Raw genomic sequence first — 18,107 nt, 5'->3', positions numbered from 1 at the left:
ATGAAACTGCGACCCTATTCGGGCTGGATATGTTTGAATTCCAGCAGATGACGTTCGCCTTCCAGCTCCGGCACCCGCAACTCATGACAGGCTACCAGACGGATATTGGCAGGCAACTGGGCCAGCTCCTGCTCGGGATATTGTCCCTTGAGCGCCAGGAAACAACCCTGTTCTGACGGCAGGTGGTGACACCAGCTCAGCATGTCCTCCAGCGAGGCAAATGCCCGACTCAGTACACCATCAAACCCCACTTCGGGTTGATACTCTTCAACCCGGGATTTGACCGGCGTCACATTGGTCAGACCCAGCTCCTGGATCACCTGACGGATGAAGTTGATCCGCTTGCCAAGACTGTCGAGCAGGACGAACTGCTTGTCCGGATTGATGATCGCCAGCGGCAATCCCGGCAGGCCGGGACCGGTCCCCACGTCGATGAAGCGCTCACCGTGCAAGTGGGGGCTTACCACCAGGCTATCGAGGATATGCTTGACCAGCATGGCGTCCGGATCTCGCACCGAGGTGAGATTGTAAGCCTTGTTCCACTTGTGCAGCAACTCGACCAACTGCACCAGTTGGCTCTTTTGGGTATCGGTGATAACAATTTCGGCCTGCTTGAGCAGGCCGTTCAATCTTTCCAACATGGGATTCCTCAGGCGGTTTTACGCAGCAGGCCGTGTTTTTTCAGGTGAACCAGCAGGATGGAGATGGCCGCCGGGGTGATGCCGGAGATGCGGGAAGCCTGACCAATGGTCTGCGGCTTGGCATCGTTCAGCTTGGCTTTCACCTCGTTGGAGAGGCCGTTCACCTCGCGATAGTCCAGATCCAGCGGCAGCAGGGTGTTCTCGTTGCGCAGCTGCTTTTCCACCTCATCGTGCTGACGCTCGATGTAACCGGCGTACTTGATCTGGATCTCAACCTGTTCGGCCGCGGCAGGATCGGTCACGGAAGGGCCGACCCCTTCGATGGCCATCAGCGCATCGTAGGTCACCTCGGGGCGACGCAGCAGCTCTTCCAGACTCTGCTCGCGGGTCAGCGGGGTGTTGACCAGGGCATTGACCGCCTCCAGTGACGGGTGTTGCGGGTGGATCCAGGTTGAACGCATGCGCTGACGCTCCAGCTCGACCTGTTCCATCTTGGCGTTGAATTTGCCCCAGCGCTCGTCGTCTACCAGACCCAGCTCGCGACCGATGGCGGTCAGGCGGATATCGGCGTTGTCCTCCCGCAGCAGCAGGCGGTATTCGGCGCGGCTGGTGAACATGCGGTAAGGCTCGCGAGTACCCAGGGTGGAGAGATCGTCCATCATCACCCCCATGTAGGCCTGATCCCGACGGGGATACCAGGGATCCTTGTCCTGAGCGCGCAGTGCTGCGTTCAGACCGGCCATCAGGCCTTGTGCCGCCGCCTCTTCGTAACCGGTCGTGCCGTTGATCTGGCCGGCGAAGAACAGGTTTGGAATGCACTTGCTCTCCATATTGGCCTTGAGATCCCGCGGATCGAAGAAATCATATTCGATGGCATAGCCGGGACGGGTGATGTGGGCGTTCTCGAAGCCGCGCACGGAACGGACGATCTGCACCTGCACGTCAAACGGCAGGCTGGTGGAGATCCCGTTCGGATAGAGTTCGTGGGTGGTCAGGCCTTCCGGCTCGACGAAGATCTGGTGCGCCGTCTTGTCGGCGAAACGGGTGATCTTGTCTTCGATCGACGGGCAGTAGCGCGGGCCTATCCCCTCGATCACCCCTGCGTACATGGGGCTGCGATCCAGGTTATTGCGGATCACCTCGTGGGTGCGCTCGTTGGTATGGGTAACGTAGCAGGGCACCTGACGGGGATGCTGGCTGGCATCACCGATGAAAGAAAATACCGGTCGCGGATCGTCACCGTGCTGCTCCTGCATCACGGAGAAATCAACGCTGCGGGCATCGATCCGTGGTGGAGTTCCTGTCTTGAGACGATCGATGCGCAGCGGCAGTTCACGCAGACGCTGGGCCAGGGCGATCGAGGGAGGATCCCCGGCGCGGCCGCCCTTGTAATTTTCCATCCCGATGTGGATCAAACCGTTCAGGAAGGTACCGACCGTCAGCACGACTGTCTTGCCGCTGATGCGGATCCCGCTCTGGGTCACCACACCGGCAACACGATCCCCGTCCATGATCAGATCGTCGCAGGCCTGCTGGAAGATCTTCAGGTTCGGGTAGTTCTCCAACATCTGGCGAACGACGGCCTTGTAGAGCAAGCGATCCGCCTGGGCGCGGGTGGCTCGTACCGCCGGGCCCTTGGAGGAGTTGAGGGTGCGGAACTGGATCCCGCCAAGATCGATGGCACGCGCCATGATCCCGCCGAGTGCGTCAACTTCCTTGACCAGGTGTCCCTTGCCGATCCCGCCGATCGCCGGATTACAGGACATGTGTCCCAGCGTATCGATATTGTGGGTCAGCAACAGGGTGTTCATGCCCATACGGGCTGCCGCAGTTGCTGCTTCGGTTCCAGCATGACCGCCACCGACGACGATCACATCAAATTGTTCATGGTATTGCATTGGGATCACCTTGATCTGCACGCCTGAAGATCGTTATTTGCCTGAGCTAAAGGGCGGAACATTCTATCTGTTTCGCGCCCAGAGGGGAATGTCTACTTAACGTTCAGTATGAAGGGAGGATCCACTAATTAGATCTTAAGGATCTTTAGATCGATCTTTTACTAGATCTCTTATTAGGATCCGCCATTTCTGTTGATAAGCACTTTTTGATCATAAAGATCATTAATTTAAGGACGATCCTAGCTTGTGGAAAAGCTTGGATCCTGGCCTGGTGAACGAGGGGATAACCAGGACTTTTATACACAGATGTTTGTTGGTATGGATCTAATACATGGATAACTATAGGTTTTGCAGAGCTTTGCACCATAGTTATGCACATTACCCCTGGGTGTTGTGGGTAACCTTGTAGAACAACTTCACCGGATCAATCTGTTAATAACATGGTGGATAGTCGATCTGGGGATAAGTGAGGAGATCAAGCTTTTTTTCAGGATCTCCCGCAAACAGATCAGGTGATCATCGTCATCCAGTCGTGGATCCACGCTTCGGCGGCATCTTCTGGGATCTCGTGTTGGGTCACATCGATGTCGAGCCGATCGCCGATCCGGCTGGCACCGCACTCGGCCAGCAGCCTATCCAGCGTCTTGCCGCCCTGGCAAAAGGTGTCATAACTGCTGTCGCCAAGGGCGATCACGCCATATTTCAATGAATTAAGATCCGGATGCTGCTCGGCAAGATCCTTGGCGAAAGATTGCAGGTTATCGGGCACTTCCCCGGCGCCGTGGGTCGAGGTGACCACCAGCAGGATGGATCCCGCATCATCCAGCACCTCTGCCAGCTTGGCCGGGTTGTGGATCCGGGTCTGGTGGCCAGCCTGTTCCAGCAGGTTGGCGACGTGGTCTGCGACATATTCGGCGGCGCCCAGCATGGAGCCGACGACGAGATTGAGTTTGGCCATGGAATGGATCCTGATTTCAGACAAAGAAACGGAAAGCCGGATTCTACCGCCAAAGGGTGTGGATAAATATGGATAAAGCTTGGGAATAATGGATCCTGTCAGATAATGCCACCGGATCCATCCCACCGATCTTTTTTCTGCTCCTTTCTATTCCCCTTCATTTTTTCTCCGCCCATGGCTCTCCTGATGACTCTAATCCCCCGCGAAATCCTGCCTACTAGTTAGCTAGATGACAATACGGATGAAAATGATTAGCAATTATTAAATCGATTCGATCACGGCTCCTGTAGTAGGATTGCGCTGCTTTATTCGCCCATGGAACAGGGTGATGTCGTGACAAACGACTAAAAATAACAATTAAAACAACATAACTCATTGATAAACGAGACTTTAATATGATTGCGCAAAAATACACTACAGGACCCGGCAAGAAGGGCGCCTTCGGCGTGCTTTCGCTCTCCGGTTTGCTCGTATCCCTGCCACTGATGGCCGAACAAGCCGCCGTTGAGCTGCCCAAAGCCAGCGAAACCATGGTGGTGACTGGTACTGCCATGAAGGTGGAAGTGCCGATGGCCGAGACGCCTCGCGCCGTCTCCGTGGTTAATCGCGAGGAGCTGGATCAGCACGCCGTTTTGCAGCTGGATGAAGCGTTTCGCTACCGTTCCGGTGTATTGACCGGCCTCTATGGCTCAGACAACAACACCGACTGGTTCAAGGTGCGTGGCTTCGATGCCGCCTCTTATCTGGATGGCAACCGCTTGTTTGGCACCGGCTACTACGTCTGGACGCCGGAACCGTTCGGTCTTGAGAGTGTGGAAGTGCTGAAGGGGCCAGCCTCGATCCTTTACGGTGAGGCGCCTCCGGGCGGGGTGATCAATGCCATCAGCAAGCGACCAACCGCCACGCCGCAAGGGCAGGTAGATCTGCAGCTTGGCAGCCGGGATCATCGTCAGGTCGGGGTGGACGTCTCTGACGCGCTCTCCGACAACAGCCGCTACCGCATGGTTGCTCTTTATAAAGAGCGAGATGGTGTGCTTACGGGTACTTACAACGATAGGGTTTATCTGGCACCCAGCGTCACTTTCGATCTTTCGGATCGTACCAGTCTGACCCTGCTGGCCAGTTTCCTGCACGACGAAGGGGTCCCGACCAACGGCTTCTTCCCTGTCTATGGCACCTTGGATACTTCGGGCGGCCAGATTGATCCCTCCACCAACTTGAGCCAGCCGGATTACGATCGCAACCGCAATACCCAGATCTCCACCGGTTACGAGCTGGCCCACCAGCTCAACCAGACCTGGGAGTTCAAGCAGAACGTCCGCTTCAACTACAACGATCTGCTGCTGCGTCAGACCTATATATATCCCTGGGCTGCCTGGCCTGCGACACCCGATGAAAAGATGCCGGTTCGTGGCCGTGGCATGATCTATCGGGATGGCAATACCAAGAGTGCCACCATGGATAACCAGATGGTGGGCTACTGGAACACCGACAGCACCGAGCAGACCTTGTTGCTGGGGGGGGATCTGCAGCGCCATGTCAATGAGGGGATGGAAGCTGATCAGTGGATGGGAACCATAGATACCCAGCACCCGGATTACAGCGGCTTCCCCGGTTTCGATGAGTCCACCGCCACCTATCAGAAGAACACCAAGAGCCAGAGTGGCCTCTATGCCCAGCACCAGATCCGCTGGGTCGATCGCTGGTTGCTGACCGCCGGCGGCCGCTTTGACTATGTGGAGACCCACAACATCAGCGAAGCCACCAGCAAGAACGATAAACAGTACGATGACAACCTCTCGCTATCCGGCAGCCTGATGTACCTGGCCGACAACGGCCTCTCCCCTTACTTCGCCTATGCGGAGTCGTTCGAGGTGTTGCCGGGGATAGATCCCAACACCAAGAACTCCTACAGGCCGCTCGAGGGCAAGCTGTACGAGACCGGCATCAAGTACGCGCCCAGCTTCCTCGATGGCTACATCAACCTGGCGCTGTTCGATCTTGAGCAAACCAACTCGCTGGTCTCCACCGGTTCCGGCCAGCAGACCCAGGCGGGTGAAGTGACCTCTCAGGGGATTGAGCTGGAAGGGAGCGTGCAGATTACCGATGCGCTGCGCCTGACCGCTGCTTATACCTACACAGATGCTAAAACCAACGACACCGGCAGTGGCGATCGCCGTGCCAGCCTGATCCCGCGCCACATCGCCTCCTTCTGGGGTAACTACAAGGTGCAGCAAGGGGTGGCTTCGGGTCTGGAGCTGGGTACCGGTGTGCGTTATATCGGTTCCAGCGTGGGTATTGGCGCCGTGAATGCGGACTACAGCCCCATCTACGGCTCTGCCGAGGTGCCGGCCCATACCGTCTGGGATGCGATGATCGGGTATGACTTTGCCAAGAACTGGCGTGCCCAGCTGAACGTCAACAACCTGCTGGGTGAAACCTACGTGGCCAGTTGTGACTACTACTGCTACTACGGCGAGCCGCGCAGCGTAGTGGGCAGCATCAACTACCGCTGGTAATCGAAGTCGGGCGGGAACCGGGTTCCCGCCCTTCTTTTCACCCGCAGTTGTTCTGATCTCTCTGGAATACCGGTCCGTTATGGAACTCTTGTCTCTGGTTTATCGCCAATATCGTTGGCCTTTTATCGCCATCACCCTGCTCAGTCTGCTCAGTGCCGTCAGCGGGATTGGCGTCATTGCTTTTATCAATCAGTCTCTTATCGAATCTATAGGTGATCCGCTGCCGATCCTCGGTCAGCTGGTCGGCCTGATTGCGTTGCTGCTGGTGATCACACTCGGGTCTCAGCTGGCCCTGACCACTCTCGGTCACCATTTTGTCTACCGGTTGCGAGGCCGTCTGCTCAAGCAACTGCTGGATACCGATGTCGCCCGTATCCGCCAGATTGGTCAGGGGCCGCTGTTGGCCTCGCTCTCCAGCGATATCGGCCAGATCACCATCGCCTTCGTGCGCCTGCCGGAGCTGGTGCAGGGGCTGGTGCTAACGCTGGGTTCAGCCCTTTACCTCGGCTGGCTCTCTCCTGCGTTGCTCGGGGTGACCGCGCTCTGGGTCACCGCCACCATGGTGGTGGGCTGGCTGCTGGTCAATCGGGTCTATCGTCACCTATCCCATATGCGTCAGGCCGAAGATCGGCTCTATCAGAACTATCAGGCCATCATCGCCGGCAGCAAGGAGCTGGCGCTCAACCGCGAGCGGGCTCACTTCGTCTACCACCAGCTCTATGAGCAGAATGCCCGTGACTACCGCCAGCAGATCATCCGTGCCGACACCTATCACCTGAGCGCGGTGAACTGGTCGAATATCATGATGCTGGGGGCGATCGGTCTGGTCTTCTTTCTGGCCAACGGGCTGGGCTGGGCCAACACCAATGTGGCGGCTACCTTTGCGCTGACCCTGCTGTTCCTGCGCACCCCGCTGTTGCAGGGGATAGGCGCCTTGCCGACCCTGCTTGCCGCTCAGGTGGCGTTCGACAAGATCGCTGCCCTCAATCTGGCCGAGCCGGATGCAAACTTCCCGCTGCCACCCGCCATCCGCCCCTGGCAGCGAATCGAGCTGGAGCAGGTGAGCTTTCACTATCAGGGGGAGGGCGGCTTTGCCGTCGGCCCCATCGATCTGGTCATCGAAAAGGGGGAGCAGATCTTCATTATCGGTGGCAATGGATCCGGCAAGTCGACGCTGGCCATGCTGCTGACCGGCCTTTACCAGCCGGTATCGGGCCGGATCCTGCTGGATGGTGAGCCCGTCACCGATCGCAACGGCTATCTGGCGCTCTTCTCCGCCATCTTTACCGACTATCACCTGTTCCAGCACCTGCTGGGGCCGGAACCCAAGGATGAGCTGGTGGCCGAGTGGCTGGAGCGGTTGCAGATGGGCAGCAAGCTCACCATCGAGGATGGCTTTATAGCCGATATCGATCTCTCCCAAGGGCAGCGCAAGCGGGTCGCCCTGCTGCTGGCGCTGGCCGAGCAGCGCGAGGTGATGCTGTTTGACGAGTGGGCTGCGGATCAGGATCCCCAGTTCCGCCGCATCTTCTATCAGGTGCTGTTGCCGCGCCTCAAGGAGATGGGCAAGACGGTGATTGCCATCAGTCACGACGATCACTACTTCCCGCTGGCCGATCGCCTGCTGGAGTTGCGCCAGGGCCAGCTCACTGAGCTGACCGGGGCGCGCCGCGCCGAAGTGAGCCGCGATGCGATCGCCCATCTGGATTGCGAGGTGCCGGCTTGATACCGGCACCGATGAGACTGGCGGCAAGCCAGCACAGGAATTGCTTATGTTCGAGATGAAATCAGCCAGCTTCACGGTCAATGACCGCACGCTGCTGCACCCCACAGACCTGCGTTTCGAGCAGGGACAGGTCTATGGCCTCATCGGCCACAATGGGTCGGGTAAATCGACCCTGCTCAAGCTGCTGGCACGCCAGCAACCTCTCAGCGACGGCGAGATCCTGTTCGATGGCAAGCCGCTGCCCGACTGGGGCAATCGGGAGTTTGCCCGTCAGGTGGCCTATCTGCCCCAGCATCTGCCTAGCGCCGAGAATCTGCTCGGGCGGGAGCTGGTGGAGATGGGCCGCTACCCCTGGCGTGGCCTGCTGGGCCGGATGGGGGCGGAGGATCACCGTAAGGTCGATCGGGCCATCGCCCTTACCCATACCGAACGCTTTGCCGATCGGCTGGTGGATACCCTCTCCGGCGGCGAGCGGGGGCGGGTCTGGCTGGCGATGCTGCTGGCCCAAGAGAGCCGCTTCATCCTGCTGGACGAGCCGCTGGCCGCGCTGGACGTGGCCCATCAGGTGGAGGTGCTGACGCTCGTCAAGCAGTTGAGCCGTCAGCTGAACCTCGGGGTCATCATCGTCATTCACGACATCAATATGGCCTCCCGCTTCTGCGATCGGCTGGTGGCGCTCCACTCCGGCCGCCTGCTCACCCACGGCGAACCTGAGGGGATCATGACCAGCGAGACCCTGCACGCCATCTATGGCATCCCGATGGAGGTCATTCGCCATCCGGCTCATGCTCATCCCATCGCCATCGTTTAGATAAGGCTTGTTATCTCGATGTTTTTATTCAAGAAAATTGGCTGGTTCTGCTGCCTCTTGGCTCCGCTTATGTTGCAGGCCGAGCCAACGATGCCTGCCGGTGCAGATATCCCTCAAACCGATGCTGTGAAGTCGCTACCCCGTATCGCCACCGTCGACTGGACCATAGCCGAAACCCTGCTGGCGCTCGGGGTGACGCCGCTGGCGGTGGGGGATGTTGGCCCCTATCAGGCCTGGGTCGGCGAGCCACGGCTACCCGCCGGAGTGGTGGATATCGGCCTGCGCACCCAGCCCAACCGCGAGCTGCTGGCGGAGCTCAAACCCGATCTAATCCTCATCTCGCCGCTGGCGGCCCCGCTGGCGCCAACCTTTTCCCGCATCGCGCCGGTGAGCACCATCACCCTCTATGATGGGCAAACCGATCTGTGGCAGCGGCTTCATGAGGCGACCCTGACCATAGCGGCGCTGGTGAACAAAACGGCCGAGGCCGAGAGGCTGCTGGCCGGGCTGGATCGGGATCTGGCGCAGATGCGGACAGAGTTGCCAGCGGATCTGCCGCCCCTGCTGGTGGTGCAGTTTATCGATGAGCGCCATATGCGGGTGTTTGGTCACCACAGCCTGTTCGATGCAGTGATGACGCGGCTCGGGCTGCGTAATGGCTGGCAGGAGCAGACCAATGACTGGGGTTTCTCGGTGGTCAGCATCGAGCAGTTTATGACTTTGCCAACCGCGCGGCTGGTGGTGGTCGATCCCATTCCGGTCGGGGTGAGCGAACGGCTGCAGGAGCCTGGGCTGTGGCAGCATCTGCCGCTGGTACGGCAGGCGCCCGAGCTGCATCTGCCTGCGGTCTGGAGTTTTGGTGGCGTACTTGCCGCCCGCCGTTTCGCCGGTCTGCTCAGCGATGCATTGCTGCAAGATGCCGAGCGCATGGAGGCTAGCCGATGAAGCGACTGCTCACATCGCCGCTACTGCGGCCGGTCTCGATCCTGCTGGGGTTGACCCTCTCGCTCGCGTGTTGGGAGCTGGCTCGCCAGCTGCCCGGTGCGCTCTGGTGGCAGAGCCTGTTCGCCCCCAATCTGGATGACGTCAGCCAAGTGGTGGTGCATTTCAGTTGGCTGCCCCGCTTGGCGGTCACCCTGCTGGCCGGAGCGGCGCTCGGGCTGGCAGGTACCCTGATGCAGCAGGTGCTGCGCAACCCGCTCGCGTCACCGACCACCTTGGGGGTGGCCTCCGGTGCCCAACTGGCGTTGATGATGGTGACCCTGTTTGCCCCCTCCTGGTTGCTGCTAGGGCGGGAGTGGATCGCCATGGCCGGCGGCAGCTTTGCGATGGCACTGGTGTTTGCCCTGGCCTGGCGTCGCCAGCTCAATCCGGTGGTCATCGTCTTTGCCGGGCTGGTGATCAACCTCTATCTGGCGGCCATCAGCATGGGACTCTTGCTGTTCTTTCAGGAGGAGCTGAAAGGTTTGCTGGTGTGGGGCAGTGGCTCGCTAGTGCAGAACAGCTGGAGTGGGGTGAGTTACCTGTTGCCCCGCCTGCTGGCAGCCGCTGCGCTGGCTGCGGTACTGGTACGCCCGCTGGCAGTGCTGGAGCTGGATGATGCCAGCGCCCGCAGTCTGGGGGTCTCCCTGCAGCATCTGCGTTTTGCCGGACTCGGGCTGGCGGTATTTGTCACCGCTTGCGTGGTGAGCGTGGTAGGGCTGATCGGCTTTATCGGGCTGGCGGCGCCCGCCATGGTGCGGTTGCTCGGGATCCGCCAGCTCGGCCAGCGGCTGTTGTGGGCACCGATCCTCGGCGCCCTGCTGCTGGCCGCCACCGATCTGCTGCTGCAGAGCCTGAGCCGCTTCTGGCCGGTATTGATCCCCACCGGCGCCATGACCGCCCTGCTGGGTGCGCCGCTGCTGCTCTGGCTGATCCCGCGTCTTGGTATCAAGTCTGGTACACCGAAGGCAAACGCCGGCCTGCTGGTGGCCCGCCATCCGGCACCGGCTCGCCTTATCGGCCTGTTGCTGGTCGGGTTGATGCTGGCAGTGGTCGCCTCCCTGCTGTTTGGTCAGGGAGTGACGGGCTGGAACTGGCTCCGCTGGCAGGCCCAACTGGAGTGGCGGCTGCCGCGCGCGTTGGCGGCTGGGGCGGCTGGCGTGCTGCTGGCACTGGCGGGCACGCTGCTGCAGCGGGTCAGTAACAACCCGATGGCGAGCCCGGAGCTGCTTGGGGTGAGCGGAGGCACCTTTATGGGGGTGATTGCCACGGCGTTGCTGCTGCCAGCATTGCCCCTGCCGCTTATGCTGGTCGGTGGCCTGCTCGGTGCCTTCGGCTGCCTGTTGCTGCTGGTGGCGGTCAATCGCAAGCACGGCTTCCAGCCGGAGCGGATACTGCTGTCCGGTATCGCCATCACGGCACTGTTTGAGCCGCTGCAGGCCATCGCGCTGGCTAACGGCGACATGCGGGTGCAGCAACTGCTCTCCTGGATGTCCGGATCCACCTACTATGTCACCCTGCCGGTGGCCTATGGGCTGGTGGGGCTGGCGCTGTTGATGCTGGCCGCCTGCCTGCTAGTGAGCCGCTGGCTCGATCTGCTGCCGATGGGGAGTGCGATGGCGACTGCGCTGGGCATTCGCCTCAACCGTACCCAGCTCGCCATCCTGCTGCTGGTGGCCGTGCTCACTGCCAGCGCCACCCTGGTGGTGGGGCCGCTCTCCTTCGTCGGTCTGCTGGCACCACATATGGCCAAACTGATGGGGCTGGTACGGGCGCGCTGGCATTTGCTCGGGGCTGCCGCCTCCGGTGCACTGTTGATGGTATCGGCGGACTGGATCGGTCAGCAGATCCTCTTCCCGCAGGAGGTGCCAGTCGGGCTGGTCTCCACCTTGTTAGGGGGCGCTTACTTCATGTGGTGTCTGCGTCGCCTCTAGGTTTGCGGACAAAAAACGCACAATAAAAAGCCCGGGATGAACCCCAATGCTGTTCACTTAAGAGAATTTGAGTTCCAGTCCACGTAGTATCAGGGCAAAAAAGCGAGGGAGGCATGATGCCTCCCTCTTTCTATTGCAAGCCCCGCTGGATAAAAGCTGGAGGAAGATCGACTGGACACAGCCTTGCCCCCCCAACTCAAATCTAATCATGAATAATCAGTCAAAAAAAGTGCTTATCTGAACAGCATTGCGGGATGAACCCGGGCTTTTTATTGGCAGCATTCAATCAACATCCATTTCATCACCGCCAAGCTCTTCATAAAGCAAAAGCTTTAGTTCATCCGGATAATCGTCATCTTCAATTAGAGAGGTTATCAATCTTTGAAGTAAAGGCTTTCCTATCTTGTTATCAGCGACTGCGACCACGATATTTTCCATTTCCGTGACGAATTTAGGTACACAGTAGTCATAGCCGTTGAGTGTGAGAAAATACGCCCCAAGTGTAAGGCTTGAACGCTTGTTCCCATCGTTGAAGGCATGGAATTTGTTGATAGCAAACACCAAATGAGTCAACTTTTCCTCAAAGGTTGGGTAGTAATCATCATTTTGGATGTGTTGCAATGCACTATCCAGCCGTCCTTGATCCAAGATGCCTGGATGACCTCCAGTTTGATCGATGATCCAATCATGTACCGCAACGGCATGCGCAATATCGAAATATAGAGTCAGTAGGGCCATTGCTTAGCGATCCTTTAGTCTCTGCAACACAGCCAACAATTTAGGATCTGACAACCGCTCTTCTAATGCTTGACTGCGTTCACCCAAGAAACGTTCAAAATCAGCTTCAGGCACCGCCTGTACATACGCTTCTAGCTTTTGGTGTAATGCATCGCGAAAGCCCAGATCTCGACTTGCCATCCGGACTCTCGCATCTTCTATCATCGGTTTCAAAAATGGACTATTTGATGCTTCCGCAAGTAGCGCATCCACTTCTGAACCGCGTAGTTTCCTGCCAAGATCCTCAAATTTTTGTCTGATCTGTACTGCCAAGCCACTCTCAAAACTGGCCAGTGTGCGCAGTACCTCGGCATACATGGTGTCACGTGTGCTATGGCCCTCGGCTAGACGCAGAATCTGCTTGTACTCCTTGGCGCATTCGCAAAAAACCGCTTGATAAATTTTGTCTGTATACACCGCGTACTTGTGATTTCCCATTTCCAGGCAATCACGCAACGCATCGGTAAATTGTTTTCGATAGCTATCTTCCTGAAATGCGGCAGGTAGATAGTCTTGGTCACGTTGGTTAATAAAACGAGTGTGCCCACCGGCTTTCTCAGCTACTACATCCAGCACGATATCGAGCATCCGGCTGCGGATCGCCTTAGCCCGCTCACTTTCGGTTACCAGCATGGCTAGATTCAGGACTGAGCGGAAAGTGAACACACCCAGAGATGGTGTTTTTGCTCCAATCAAGTCGACGACATTGATGTCGTCGACTTGAGTCATCTTTATGTTTTTTAAGTGTTTACCTTTTAAAATGCGATAGCCGTTAGCCTTCAACTCTTCTTCGTGACTGGCGAGATAGCGATCGATAGTTCGCTCATCGACATCCAAAATCTCAGCAACGTGGCTCTTAAAAAACATGGTTTCACCATCGATAACCAGTCCACCCAAGGCCAAGTGATCGGCGAGCTTTCCCAGAGCAAAACGGTTATTTAGCACATTCCGTCGAGCAACTGCCGATGTCGTCAAATCATGAGTCATGATTGAATTCCTCATTTATTACAAAGGGGGATAGCGATACTGCAGGCCACCTTTGCACACTGAAGCATTTGCAGATAATCAGTTATTACTTGCCGATGCAGAATGTAAATAATCTATTATATTCAATATGTTAGTGGCTTTTCGGGGGCCGCTTGGGGTAAAAGTAACTAAAACAGCATATTGAGAGGCCGCTCACGGGTTTCTGCTATCGTGCAGCGTTCCCACATAGTCCATTCTCGATCGTGCAGCCTTCCCATATGAATCAACGCGATGCTACTACACGCATTCAAAACCGCTTTTTAGGTGAGTTTTGAACATATTTTGAACCGACCATAACACCGTCCGGTGCCTGGAAAGCCGCTTTTACTCTTCGAACCGTGCAAACTTCCCATAGGTGGTTTGGCTAACCGTGCAATCATCCCACATACCGTCAATTTAATCCCAGCCCTTTATCAGCCTGGCTGAGCGGGCTTTTAGGCCCTCTAGAATGGTGCTGCTGATGGCATCGGGGAAGCCCGCTGGCAATTGCTGGGTAACACGCTCAATAACATCATCAACGGAGTTGGCCAGTTCTGTCAGGATCTCTTCCATAGCAGAACGCTCAAATCCCACAGCTTTTGCCGTTTGGAAGAAATGACGCGGGAATATCTGCTCAATGGCGTATTTCTTTCCCTTGCTGCTTGCTAGGCCCATAGCGAGCTTGGCGTCCCTTCGGTTGAGGCCTCGGCCGCCAAACACTGGATAGACAGATAGGATGTCGTAAAAAGGGGTCAGGCGAAAACGCCCTTCCGGTTCAATAAAGACCGAGAAGTTCTTTGCATGGCCATCGGTGGCTGCCAGCAGCCAGAACAGGACCTGAGATTTCATGAACAGGTAGCGATCCTGTTCTGGTGTCGCAGAGCCCAGCAAGGTTTTCATGATTTCAGTGATCCCTGGTCCTCCATGACTCTCGTATTTCCGTGCTGACGGAACATTCAATACCTGACAGAAATCTTCTTGGGGAAGGCGCATGATCCAACTGCGATCGGCAGCGTAACGTCTGTCGAAGCGTTCCACAGCCAGTGCTTTGACCTGGCCAACCTGCATCATGAAGCAGTGAGGTACGGGTAGACCAAACTCCTTGGCAATCAGAGTGCAGAGATATTCGTTTTCTACGCTCTGGGAGAGGTCTATCGAGTAGGAGTGGCTTTCAATCTTGCCAATAGGGAGTTTGATAATGTGGGTTGTCGGCGTTGCGTTGAGTGGCAAGTACCAACGGCCATCGAGATAGAGCAGCGCTGTCTTTTCTTGCGCTCCGGCGATAGAGATCCGGAACTCCTCTTGCTCCCTGACCATCCCCAAAGGGATTCCTGATTTGTAGCTGGTCAGGATCTGCTCGAGCTCGCCATCGGAAAGTGCTTTGTAGTCGATTCGCCTGACATCTGGAACGTCGTGCCCTTCGGTAACCAGCTGTAATGCCCCTACGCTATCCTGGCCAATGCAACTGAGCAGATCGAAGGGCTGAGTTGATGCCGCTTGATAGCGTGCTACAACCCTGTTCCTCACCTCCGTATTATCTGGCAGCAGGTTGTCGAAGAAGTTATAGGCTTCATCGCCCCGGTAGGCCTGATGGCGCAATGGCATGGAAAGTGAGATGGGACGGCTGCCCGGTTGTGCCAGCCATGACTCATGGTACTGAAACTGATGGGCGCCGCTGGTAGTTTTGGTGAATGTGCCTACCCGATAGCCGTTCATGTAGACAGCCAGATTGGCCATTACCACTCCTCCTTCCAGCCCGATGCCGGACTCTCGGATGACTCATTGCGGGGTTTGATGTCCAGTGACAATTCGAGTGATGCGAGGATCTTGAACAGGGTTTCCAGCTTGGTGGACTCAGGATTGAGTTCGAAGCTGGAGACTGTGTCTTGCCTAATCCCCACTTTCTCGGCCACTTTGCCTTGAGAGAGCTTTTGAGAAAGCCTGGCATCCTTGATACAGGCGCTCAGCTGCTTGGCGCTGGTTACTTTCATGATTCGACAACCTGGTAGCGTGCCTTCTTCCAATTTACACGCTATGGCAGGTATATCAATGTTTACCTGTTATAGGAGGTAAATATGACTTACACGCTATAGGCGGTATTTAACATTTATCCTCTATAGCGGGTAAGAGAACGTTAAACGGAGATATGACGTCGAAGTTTCAATCAATATGGGCAGCCAACCAGTCGAGACCTTGCTCTGCAAACGTGAACAGCTGGTCGCTATAGCCTTGAGCAATGACGCTACGGATGATCTCGGGGTCAATATTCAGATAGTCGTGCACCAGTGCATTGCGAAGGCCAATGATCTTGCGCCAGCCGATTAAGGTGTCGGGGGATAGCTCACCACGCTGGGCCAGGATTTCGAATGCCTGATAGGCATCCTGTGGGGTATGACTTGCCAATGCTTTAGCCCAGTGCTTTGCCACGCCAATACACGCTTCGATAGACACTTGTAGAGTTCGCTCAGCTGCGCGGTACTCCAGATTGGAAAGCGCACGCAGCGCCAGAATAGCCCGTATCTCTGACAACTCGGCCTTATAGCGCGACAGGCTGATGCGTAAAGCTCCTATATAGGCGTTATCACTCATCTTTACTCCACTCCTCAGAATGATGTTTGCTGATATAGGCTTGGCGATAGGGATAACCAAGTTCCATCTGCGACATTATCCGCGCCTCCTCTTGCAAACGCCGCCCCTCATCACGGCTATAGAGAGGACGATTTGCATCTACTACCGCAAAAGCCAACGGAATCGGGGCCTGATTGATATCGACGACCGAAAGTTTCCCCTCTGCCAACCCCAGGGCTCGTTGCCACTCCAGCGCGAGCAGTTCAGGGCGCAAGCGGTTTTCCAGTGCCGTACCCAGTGGTCCACTCTGTTTGATTGGATCAAAGGCCACCGCCAGATCCCAGTCGCTGGCAGGACCAGCAGTCCCCTTGGCACGGGAGCCGTAAAGCCAAAGCACCTGCACCTGGGGGTTGCTGTTGGCGAGGGTAATCAGCTGGTGAATAACATCGCTGTCGGGTTTCATATTGGTACGGCCATTTGGTCGTTTGAGACAGAGTTGTGGTTAGTATGGTGCCACATGGTTGGGCTTTTGTACGTAACTTCCAGTAGCCTGCCGCGCTGCGCTTGGCTGCTGGCTTGTTCGGTGAGTCGAAAAGATGACTCACCTCAGTTATGGAAGGTGTCGGTAATGGCGCAGGTAGCAGGCCAGCGCAGCGGTTTTCGTCTGCTGGCGAACTATGCCAGCGATGCCCTGACCGACGGGCTCTTTGTGGCGCTCAATCCTTTGCTGACCTCCGCCACCATGGGCTCTGGCCGCCATGTTTGTATCGACATGACAGAGGGGCGGCGCCTGAGTGGCTGTATCACCAGACTGTTGCATCAGCGGTTATGTGCCTGGGTCGATGTTGGCCAGAGTCGGACGGTACAGCTAGACACCTTGGTTGCTTATGTTTTTCCTAAGGAAGCCTGCATGGTCACTCACCGCAAGCGGCAATCGCGAGTCCGCAAGGCATTGAATGAACTGGGTTGGTCAATCAGTGAACATGCCAAGGGGCGGTTCACCATAGGTCGGCCTGCGCTATCACGATAATGGTCACAAACCATCACGATAATGGTCACAAAGTTCACGATATTGGTCACAAGCCAATTCAGTGAAACCCAGTTACCGCTTGGGCTACAGGGCGATCCTGAAATCCGATCTATATTATCTAAGATAATCTAGGCCAGCGCATGGTCGCGCTGGCCTATTTGTTGGCTCTTCCTGGCCATGATCTCGTCGAGGGTGCTTCTATCACCCCAAGACATTGGGGAAATCGAGCATGGCATCTCGGCGCCGCGGTTAAGCTGGATCACGGCGAAGGTATGACGCGCGCTGTGGAAGGTTACCTTCTTGGTTATACCCGCCTGCAACGCCCACCGGGTGAGCTCCATGTTGTGCCAAGCCGAGTACTTGAGGCCCTTGAAGATCCGCTCTGTTGCCTTGCCTGGGCGCCCCATCAGCTGTAACGCCATGTCATTTAGATCCAAATACTGAAGTCCGCAGGTCTTCTTCTGGGTGAAGACGATACGGTCATGGCCATAAAAGGGCTCCAGCTCGGCCCAGGTTAGCTTGTGAATGTCGGACCAACGCAAACCAGTGCAACAAGAGAACAGAAAGGCGCGCTTAAGAACCTCGTAGCGGCACTCGGCCTGGGCCAGGGCTCGTACCTCGTCTTCGGTCAGGTAAACCCGTTTGTTCTTCTCCCCCTGGATAGCTTTGACACGTCGTACCGGATTATCCGGTAGCAGCCGTTCCTGCTCCGCCTGGTTCAGGGCCGCCCTTAACTTGTTGAAATAGGCACTCTGGGTGTTGCGGCTCAGTGGTGTGCCGCTTTTGGTGCGGGCCTTGTGCATCAGGTAATGCCGAAATCCCTCCAGGAACAGCTGATCTACTTCCTCGAAAGTCAGCTCCGGCAGCTTATGGTACTGGCGTAAATGCTTGAGGGCTGATATCCAGATGGAATGGTTGCTCTTGCTGCCTGCCGCTTTTTGGTCTGTAACCTCTTGGAAGTACTCGAAGAAGCTGGCCTCGTAGGCGTTCGAGAAATCCAGATGGTGTTTACCAGTCTCGTACTCGAAGAGTCGCTTGGCGCGGATGGCTTCGGCTGCTCGCTGGGTTTCTTTGTTGTGGAGCCGCTGTGCTGGGGTACGCGGCTTGTCGTACAGGAAGAGCTCCAGGGGCTCTCTGCTGCGTTTGTGCTTGCGGATGCCTGTGGCTGGATCAAGGTAGGAGCCGGCGTAGTAGGTTAGGCGCAGAGCGCGCTTGCCTTCGGCGTCCGGTGCGCGGTATTCGATGCTGATCTTCATGAG

The 18,107-nt window shown here is 56.8% G+C and carries 16 protein-coding genes; 6 read left to right on the top strand and 10 right to left on the bottom strand.

From position 1 onward, the window contains the following. Positions 1-14: 14 nt before the first annotated feature. From rsmG to mioC, 3 genes are all read right to left on the bottom strand, one after another. Positions 15-641, bottom strand: coding sequence for a 16S rRNA (guanine(527)-N(7))-methyltransferase RsmG (gene rsmG / locus BN1125_RS15595; protein WP_005339331.1), 627 nt, complete (start codon positions 639-641; stop codon positions 15-17). A gap of 8 nt (positions 642-649) precedes the next feature. Continuing rightward, positions 650-2,539: a tRNA uridine-5-carboxymethylaminomethyl(34) synthesis enzyme MnmG gene (gene mnmG / locus BN1125_RS15590; protein ID WP_042013348.1), complete on the bottom strand. Its 1,890-nt coding sequence runs from the start codon at positions 2,537-2,539 to the stop codon at positions 650-652. 508 nt (positions 2,540-3,047) lie between these two features. Continuing rightward, positions 3,048-3,497 (bottom strand): FMN-binding protein MioC, encoded by a 450-nt coding sequence (mioC, locus tag BN1125_RS15585; protein WP_042013347.1) that lies wholly within the window; start codon positions 3,495-3,497, stop codon positions 3,048-3,050. A 395-nt stretch (positions 3,498-3,892) separates the two neighbouring features. Between mioC and BN1125_RS15580 the strand changes: the two genes are divergently transcribed. The 5 genes from BN1125_RS15580 to fhuB all read left to right on the top strand — a co-directional run bounded on the left by BN1125_RS15580 (position 3,893) and on the right by fhuB (position 11,468). Beyond that, positions 3,893-6,016 (top strand): TonB-dependent siderophore receptor, encoded by a 2,124-nt coding sequence (locus BN1125_RS15580; protein ID WP_042013346.1) that lies wholly within the window; start codon positions 3,893-3,895, stop codon positions 6,014-6,016. Between the two features lie 79 nt (positions 6,017-6,095). Next, positions 6,096-7,742 carry a multidrug ABC transporter permease/ATP-binding protein gene (locus BN1125_RS15575; protein ID WP_042013345.1) on the top strand — a complete coding sequence of 549 codons (1,647 nt, stop codon included), beginning with the start codon at positions 6,096-6,098 and terminating at the stop codon, positions 7,740-7,742. 46 nt (positions 7,743-7,788) lie between these two features. Beyond that, the gene (locus BN1125_RS15570; protein WP_042013343.1) at positions 7,789-8,553 is read left to right on the top strand and encodes an ATP-binding cassette domain-containing protein; all 765 of its coding nucleotides are present in this window, start codon (positions 7,789-7,791) and stop codon (positions 8,551-8,553) included. Positions 8,554-8,571: 18 nt separating this feature from the next. Then, entirely contained in the window at positions 8,572-9,498 is a 927-nt protein-coding gene (locus BN1125_RS15565) for an ABC transporter substrate-binding protein (RefSeq protein WP_042013342.1), read from the top strand. Then, complete coding sequence (gene fhuB / locus BN1125_RS15560; protein WP_042013341.1) at positions 9,495-11,468, top strand: Fe(3+)-hydroxamate ABC transporter permease FhuB; 1,974 nt, start codon at positions 9,495-9,497, stop codon at positions 11,466-11,468. The genes BN1125_RS15565 and fhuB overlap by 4 nt, the downstream gene beginning before the upstream one ends. A gap of 282 nt (positions 11,469-11,750) precedes the next feature. Here the strand turns inward: fhuB and BN1125_RS15555 are convergent, their stop codons facing one another. From BN1125_RS15555 to mntA, 6 genes are all read right to left on the bottom strand, one after another. Beyond that, entirely contained in the window at positions 11,751-12,206 is a 456-nt protein-coding gene (locus tag BN1125_RS15555) for a type II toxin-antitoxin system death-on-curing family toxin (protein WP_042013340.1), read from the bottom strand. Positions 12,207-12,209: 3 nt separating this feature from the next. Then, positions 12,210-13,232, bottom strand: coding sequence for a hypothetical protein (locus tag BN1125_RS15550; RefSeq protein WP_042013338.1), 1,023 nt, complete (start codon positions 13,230-13,232; stop codon positions 12,210-12,212). 435 nt (positions 13,233-13,667) lie between these two features. Next, positions 13,668-14,987 carry a type II toxin-antitoxin system HipA family toxin gene (locus BN1125_RS15545; RefSeq protein ID WP_042013336.1) on the bottom strand — a complete coding sequence of 440 codons (1,320 nt, stop codon included), beginning with the start codon at positions 14,985-14,987 and terminating at the stop codon, positions 13,668-13,670. Continuing rightward, positions 14,987-15,241, bottom strand: coding sequence for a helix-turn-helix domain-containing protein (locus tag BN1125_RS15540; RefSeq protein WP_042013334.1), 255 nt, complete (start codon positions 15,239-15,241; stop codon positions 14,987-14,989). Before BN1125_RS15540 ends, BN1125_RS15545 begins: the two co-directional genes overlap by 1 nt. A gap of 169 nt (positions 15,242-15,410) precedes the next feature. Further along, on the bottom strand, positions 15,411-15,839 hold the full coding sequence (gene hepT / locus BN1125_RS15535; RefSeq protein ID WP_042013332.1) for a type VII toxin-antitoxin system HepT family RNase toxin: 429 nt from the start codon (positions 15,837-15,839) through the stop codon (positions 15,411-15,413). Further along, positions 15,832-16,281: a type VII toxin-antitoxin system MntA family adenylyltransferase antitoxin gene (gene mntA, locus BN1125_RS15530; RefSeq protein WP_042013331.1), complete on the bottom strand. Its 450-nt coding sequence runs from the start codon at positions 16,279-16,281 to the stop codon at positions 15,832-15,834. Before mntA ends, hepT begins: the two co-directional genes overlap by 8 nt. Before the next feature lie 54 nt (positions 16,282-16,335). On the opposite strand from mntA, the gene repC reads away from it, so the two are divergent. Beyond that, positions 16,336-16,848 (top strand): replication protein C, IncQ-type, encoded by a 513-nt coding sequence (repC, locus tag BN1125_RS15525; RefSeq protein ID WP_084202330.1) that lies wholly within the window; start codon positions 16,336-16,338, stop codon positions 16,846-16,848. Positions 16,849-16,976: 128 nt separating this feature from the next. On the opposite strand, the gene BN1125_RS15520 is transcribed toward repC, so the two are convergent. Next, the gene (locus BN1125_RS15520) at positions 16,977-18,104 is read right to left on the bottom strand and encodes a site-specific integrase (RefSeq protein ID WP_244268509.1); all 1,128 of its coding nucleotides are present in this window, start codon (positions 18,102-18,104) and stop codon (positions 16,977-16,979) included. Positions 18,105-18,107 lie beyond the last annotated feature (3 nt).

Source organism: Aeromonas fluvialis (genome assembly GCF_000819885.1).
Taxonomy (GTDB): Bacteria; Pseudomonadota; Gammaproteobacteria; order Enterobacterales; family Aeromonadaceae; genus Aeromonas; species Aeromonas fluvialis.
The sequence above is the reverse complement of the archived record's forward strand: the minus strand, read 5'-3'. Positions and strand labels throughout refer to the sequence as shown.